Here is a 6,000-nt window from a genome sequence, read left to right as displayed (position 1 = left end):
CGCTACTTTCTCATCTTTTAACGCCTTTGCCAATACGGGCAAATCGGTTTCCGTCGGCTCTGCCATCTGTTCCAACGCTGCATATCGTTTCGTCCAATCTGGATCATCTAGCATTTGTTCGGTCACTTGAACGCTTGTTCGTTTTTGCGTTTTCGACTGCTCGCCTTGTTTAAACATGTGTACAAATCGCTCGAGCCGTTCTGGAGGATAAGCAGCAGACAACTCCTCGACAATTTCAGCGCCGATTTCTTCAAATGTTCCGTACCGAACCCCCTTTTCGACCCATTTCCGCTCCACGACAATATTCCCCGCATGTTTTTGCGCTTCTAGCACCGCATCGACAAACGGTTGCGGCAACCCCACTCGTCTCTCTTCGTGACCGTCCGTTAACTTCACTTGCATTGGTAAGCCATAAAGCATTTGCACATACACTTTCACTTCGCCAAAATGCTCATTGCGCACCGATTCATTTTCTTTAAGATCCTCCACCTGTTCGCCAAACACTTCGCGCACCTTTGTTAAGATCGGTTTCCAATCATATTTCGCATGCCGTTCGACAGCTAAAAAGTCAGCGACATGGTAAATGCCTTTCACACCTTCGATTTTCAATAACTGCTTAATGATTTCAGGAGCTTGTTCAGCCTGCGCTGGCTTATAGTTGTAGCTTGTTCCAAATGGAAGCTCTTCATCAAGCAACACTTTCATCGTATTGGGACTTGGTGTCGGTTCAATTGATCGAATCTTCATCCGCTTCTCTCCTATTCACGATAACATTCCAATATATTCATACGCCAAAAAATCATATAACTTTATTGAAAAGGAAGAAACAAAGAAAAGCAAACATTTCGCTCAATAAAAATGTGGCAGACATAAACAAAAACGGATAGAGACATAGAACAAATCATAGGCAAACGGTTAACAAATGCGGTTCATTTATTTGTTCGAACCACCAACAACAAAACACACTCCCCACGATCGCGACATTGACATTGCTTTCTCGAGGGATGAACGATTATTAGACTATAATTTATGCTCGCGCAACAATTGACAAATAGGCGGTGCGAACATGCACCGCCTAAGCTATTCCTCAAGCTTTTTCATCTCTCCTAATCTTCTTTCCACTCGTCTAAAAAAACAGAAATGCGCTGTGGATGAGAAATGGTAAAAATTTAAAACAGCATATCACTTCAGCTTCTCAATCTCCTCCAAAGACAACTCCGTCAGTTCATGAATCGTCTGTACATCGTAGCCTTTCGCTAGCATCTTTTTTGCAATCTGGCGTTTTTCTTGTTGCAACCCTCGTTCTACGCCTTCTTTCAAGCCTTTTTCTAACGCTTTTTTCTCATATGAAATAATTAACTCCAGCACTTTCTCCTTTTCTTTCGTTTCCATTTCATTCACCTCGTTTCGCAATTGTTGTTCTTCCTCATCCGACAGCTTCACATATGTTTCAAAAAAGCCGATTAATAATCGTTGCTTTGCTTCGTCTAATTCCATGCGCACAATCATTCGTAAAAACTGCTTCTTTAACTCTATTCGTTCACTTTCAGTATACCCCATTTTGCTTAACAACGCAGCGGCGATTGGGTTGTCGTGGCGAATGTAATCGCGCCAGTTTTGTTTGCGTAACTCAACAGTAAGAAAGCGGAATTGAAGCACATCGAAAAAAGGAAATTGGAGCTTAAACGATGAAGGTTCATGTCGAAGAGAATCATGGCTAAATACCGCAATCGGCAACATGCGCTTTCGGTATTTTTCAAACAAGCGGCTAAAGTAAATAAACATTCGTTCGGGAAACGATGGCTGCACGTAGCTTTGATTTTCGATATGGACGATAATGAGGCTATTCTCCCCTTTCAACTTCGTCTCAACCAGCAAACCGACGCGATACTCCCCCCCCCCGCCGTCACATCGGTGAACAGTTCCTCGGACAAAAACGACACGTGCTGAAAGTCGATATGCTCATGCACATGCGGGAAAAAGAGAAGAAGAAACTCTTCAAAAAATGTCGTAATCAGCTCTTTAAACAACCGATCATGATCAACCGCCATATATACACCTCGCTTTCTGTTTTGTTGTGTATTTTCGATAAAAACGAGGAGATTCCTGCTTTAGGAATGAAAAAAACAGAGAGGCGTGGCTCTCTGTTTTGGTGAAAATTCGATAACCTTTAGGTGTACAAAACTTCTTTCTATTTTACTGATTTAACTCTGAATAATCAGCGCATAAGTAAAAAAATTGTTCCAATAATAGAAAATATAGTGGTAGTTAAACTCTACAGATAGGGTAGTAGCGAAAAAGTAAAAAGAGTTACGGAGGGTACACATGTCTATCAAAATTTTATTAGAAGACTGGGAAGATGACTGGAAAGAGACGCTCAAAAGTGAGAACCTCAATAGCTTTTTTAGTTGCGAAATGTATATGATTGTTCATAACGGTATTGAGCAAATGACGATCAATATTGCAACGCTTTACGGCACAGCTTTGTTAAGTATAGCTGCTAGTGTGATAGATATGATCGCTAATAAAGAGAATAAAACATTCCGTATCTCCGGCTTTGGTTCTGCCTATGATTACTTTTTCATTGTGAAAGGACGCGAAATCAAAATTGAAGCTGTAAATGTTACAAATGATCGTGTAGAGTTCTTTCTTTTTTATGATAAAACGAAATTCGCTCATGATTTTGTAAAAGCATTGAAAAAACATTTACAACAAATTGCGCAAGTGAACAATCGAATTAGAGAACAAGAAACATATAAGCTTCTAGAACAAAAACTGCACGCGCCGTTAACGCAATCGAGCTGCGTCGCGATAAAAAACACTGGACTTAAAACATGATCACTTGAAGCCACGCTCATATGACTGCTTGTATGCTCTCCACGAAGTGCCTATTTGTGGTAAATGTTTTGCCCGTTCGCTTGAGTATACGTACACAAATCCTGCCTTTTTTCCGTCTACATCTGTCACAAATACTCGCTCATAATCATTACGTTTTCCCTCCCCATAATATCCTTCAAGCCGATCCATCGCCTGTAGTCCTTTTTCGTTTACCGTCAACCATTCGCCTTCTACTGGAGGGGCAGATGAATCGAGCACTAAAGCTGGATACAAGTCGGCAACGCTATGAAGCCAACCGCATACAGCACCTGTTTCTATATGTGTGACGTACGGAGCAACAACATGATGATTTTGCTCTCCTTGAAGCAATGTCCCGTACACGAACACTTGAAATAACGTCACGTTTTCTCCTCCTAACATTCGACGATATTATAAATATATACCTTTCCTCTTTTCATGCACATGACCATAAAAAACTTACCATCTTCACTGTTGACAAGATAATCGACGTAACAGTGTACACAATGATTTGAAACAAAGGAAGGAGTGGAAAACGCGTTACCTCGATTTAAAATAAAGATTTAATGACAATGCCTTCTTTTTTTAACGCTTCAAAAATTTTTTTAGCAAATGTTAACGCGTGTACCCCATCACCGTGAATACAAATCGTATCTGCCTTGATTTCCACATCAGTTCCTTGTTGTGACCGCACTTTTCCCTCTTTTACCATTCGAATCACTTGCTGTATAGCTTCTTGTTCGTCATGAATTAAGGCGTTAGGTTTATGTCGTGGTGTTAACGAACCATCCTGCTCATATGTCCGATCAGCAAACACTTCATTTGCTGTTTTTAAGCCTATACGATCTCCCGCCTTAATTAGTTCACTTCCTGCTAATCCAAACAATACTAATGATGGATCAATGTCATACACTGCTTTTGCAATCGCTTCTGAAAGTGCACAGTCTTTTGCAGCCATGTTGTACAAAGCTCCGTGCGGTTTCACATGTTGCATCTTTCCACCAGCAGCCTTTACAAAACCATATAACGCCCCCACTTGATAAACGACGAGATCATACACTTCTTCCGGAGTAATTGCCATATTTCTTCTTCCAAATCCAATTAAATCAGGCAACCCCGGGTGTGCACCAATACTCACCCCCTTTTCAAGCGCCAACTGAACCGTCTTTCGCATCGTAGATGGGTCACCCGCATGAAACCCGCAAGCAATATTTGCTGATGTCACGTAATTCAAAATCTCCTCATCGTTCCCTAATTGATATATTCCAAAACTTTCTCCCATATCACAATTCAGATCGATGCGGTACATCTTTATCCTCCCATTTTCGACATCATTACTTTTTCGCATTGCTTCATGCTAAGCTCATGTTGAATATATAATCGTTGCGCTTCCTCAAATGAAATGTCGTGAAATACAATCTGCTCTCCTGGTTTGGTTTGTGCTAAAATGGGTAAATCAACGGCAATGACTTGCGCGATTTTCGGATACCCTCCTGTCGTTTGACGATCTGCCATTAATATAATTGGCTTTCCTTCGTTCGGCACTTGAATTGTGCCGAACGTAACCGCTCCCGAAACCATTTCTACTGAATGTTTTCTTTGAAGCAAAGGTCCTTCTAAACGATAGCCCATTCGATTCGATTGAGAAGTGACTTTATATGGTTGGGTGAAAAAACGTTTTTGGCTTTGTGTCGTAAAATGAGCAAATTGTGCCCCCTGAATGACGCGAATCGTTTTTGGAGATTTATAAAAATATGCACGAAACTGAAATGAAATTCCCCAACTCATCGTTATAAAAGGAAGAGATGTTTTTTTCTTATGTAATCGCAACAGCTCAAAATTTCGCCTCGATTCTCGAAGTAAAAGCACATCGTCTTTTTGCAACGCTCTTCCTTGAAAACCACCGATACGTGCAAGTAAATACGTTGATTGACTGTTCATTATCTTAGGAATATGAAATCCCCCCGACACAGCTAAATATGCTCGACATCCTGCACGACAATGACCGATCGTAAGTATACTCCCCTGTTTAACGAAAACAGGGCGCCATAGTGGCACTTCTTGCCCATCGATGCTCGCTTCAAACTCCCCGCCACATATCGCAACTAATGCATCTTCCTCAAAAGCAAGCGTTGGACCAATGAATGTCATCTCGAGCGTGCCTTCGGATTCCTCATTTCTGACAAGAATGTTAGCGATACGATGCGCAAATTGATCCATAGCGCCGCCCACAGTGACGCCATCCTTTTGAAAACCGAATCGACCTAAATCTTGAACCATCGTTAGTAAACCACTACGAATCACACGAATACTCATTGTTCTCCTCCTGAAGCTGCTTATATTCTTCCCGCGTTATCGGTTGAAAGCGAACACGATCCCCAACTTGTAATAAACTCGGTTGAGGATGCTGTGGACGGAATAATTGGATCGGTGTTCTCCCGATGAGTTGCCACCCCCCTGGGCTTTCAATCGGATATATTCCTGTTTGCATACCGGCGATGCCCACAGAACCTGCTGGAATACGCAAACGTGGCGAGTGTTTTCGCGGCGTAGCAATCCTTTCTGACATACCGCCTAAATAAGCAAATCCAGGCGCAAATCCAATCATATGCACAACGTAATGACCGTTCGTATGAATATTCACTACTTCTTCAGGTGTTAATTGATTTCTTCTAGCTACTTCTTCTAAATCCGGTCCAAACTCTCCTCCATAACAAACAGGAATTACGACTTCATTTCCTTGAGGAATATGGGTGGATTGTAGTGACGAAAGAACATTTTTTAATACGGTACAAACTCTTTCAAAAGGAAGAACCTCGATATGCGATTTTCGGTTTATATTCTTTACAAACTGGATCGGATCATAATAGACGGTAACAGTTGTATAGGCAGGAACAACTTCAATAATTCCTTCTATATGATGATCTGTAAAATAGGTAGAAACTTGGTGAACTCGTTGATGAATGTCGGGAGTAATTTGTTCGCCAAATTTGATTACTAACGCATTCTCACTAAGCGGTATCAGCTCATAGCTCAACATTTTTTCCTCCGATAAAACGAAGTGCTTTTGAAATTTGTTTCGTTGCGTGCTTTGTTTTAAAACGAATTGTTCTAATCGAAAGCTAATCTTGCTGTAGCCTTTCT

At 41.2% G+C, this 6,000-nt stretch carries 6 protein-coding genes and 1 pseudogene; 1 reads left to right on the top strand and 6 read right to left on the bottom strand.

Features of this window, described 5'->3' with window-relative positions; translation table 11 throughout:
• Both EKC99_RS11680 and EKC99_RS11675 read right to left on the bottom strand, forming a co-directional pair.
• Window positions 1-747: virulence factor (locus EKC99_RS11680; RefSeq protein WP_163151983.1), on the bottom strand; the 747-nt coding region annotated here is incomplete at its 3' end.
• A gap of 435 nt (window positions 748-1,182) precedes the next feature.
• Window positions 1,183-2,051, bottom strand: a pseudogene (locus EKC99_RS11675) (Rpn family recombination-promoting nuclease/putative transposase).
• Between the two features lie 274 nt (window positions 2,052-2,325).
• Between EKC99_RS11675 and EKC99_RS11670 the strand changes: the two are divergent.
• Complete coding sequence (locus EKC99_RS11670) at window positions 2,326-2,838, top strand: hypothetical protein (RefSeq protein WP_021096104.1); 513 nt, start codon at window positions 2,326-2,328, stop codon at window positions 2,836-2,838.
• Here EKC99_RS11670 and EKC99_RS11665 read toward each other — a convergent pair whose 3' ends face one another.
• The 4 genes from EKC99_RS11665 to pxpB form a co-directional block, all read right to left on the bottom strand.
• The gene (locus EKC99_RS11665) at window positions 2,839-3,240 is read right to left on the bottom strand and encodes a gamma-glutamylcyclotransferase family protein (protein WP_084220255.1); all 402 of its coding nucleotides are present in this window, start codon (window positions 3,238-3,240) and stop codon (window positions 2,839-2,841) included. It lies immediately after the preceding gene.
• Between the two features lie 166 nt (window positions 3,241-3,406).
• A complete protein-coding gene (pxpA, locus tag EKC99_RS11660) occupies window positions 3,407-4,165 on the bottom strand; it encodes a 5-oxoprolinase subunit PxpA (protein WP_021096106.1) in 759 nt (252 codons plus the stop codon).
• A 2-nt stretch (window positions 4,166-4,167) separates the two neighbouring features.
• A complete protein-coding gene (locus EKC99_RS11655) occupies window positions 4,168-5,172 on the bottom strand; it encodes a 5-oxoprolinase subunit C family protein (protein ID WP_042533928.1) in 1,005 nt (334 codons plus the stop codon).
• Window positions 5,150-5,896, bottom strand: a complete 747-nt coding sequence (gene pxpB / locus EKC99_RS11650; protein WP_035063659.1) for a 5-oxoprolinase subunit PxpB — start codon at window positions 5,894-5,896, stop codon at window positions 5,150-5,152. Before pxpB ends, EKC99_RS11655 begins: the two co-directional genes overlap by 23 nt.
• Window positions 5,897-6,000: the final 104 nt, after the last annotated feature.

It is taken from the genome of Anoxybacillus sp. MB8, assembly GCF_011006755.1.
GTDB lineage: Bacteria > Bacillota > Bacilli > Bacillales > Anoxybacillaceae > Anoxybacillus > Anoxybacillus gonensis.
This window is presented reverse-complemented; position numbering and strand designations above follow the sequence as displayed.

Bases quoted from the DNA above. Each gene is read 5' to 3' on its own strand.
- EKC99_RS11670 (WP_021096104.1), top strand. From the start codon at position 2,326: ATGTCTATCAAAATTTTATTAGAAGACTGGGAAGATGACTGGAAAGAG.
- pxpA (WP_021096106.1), bottom strand. From the start codon at position 4,165: ATGTACCGCATCGATCTGAATTGTGATATGGGAGAAAGTTTTGGAATA.
- EKC99_RS11655 (WP_042533928.1), bottom strand. From the start codon at position 5,172: ATGAGTATTCGTGTGATTCGTAGTGGTTTACTAACGATGGTTCAAGAT.
- pxpB (WP_035063659.1), bottom strand. From the start codon at position 5,896: ATGTTGAGCTATGAGCTGATACCGCTTAGTGAGAATGCGTTAGTAATC.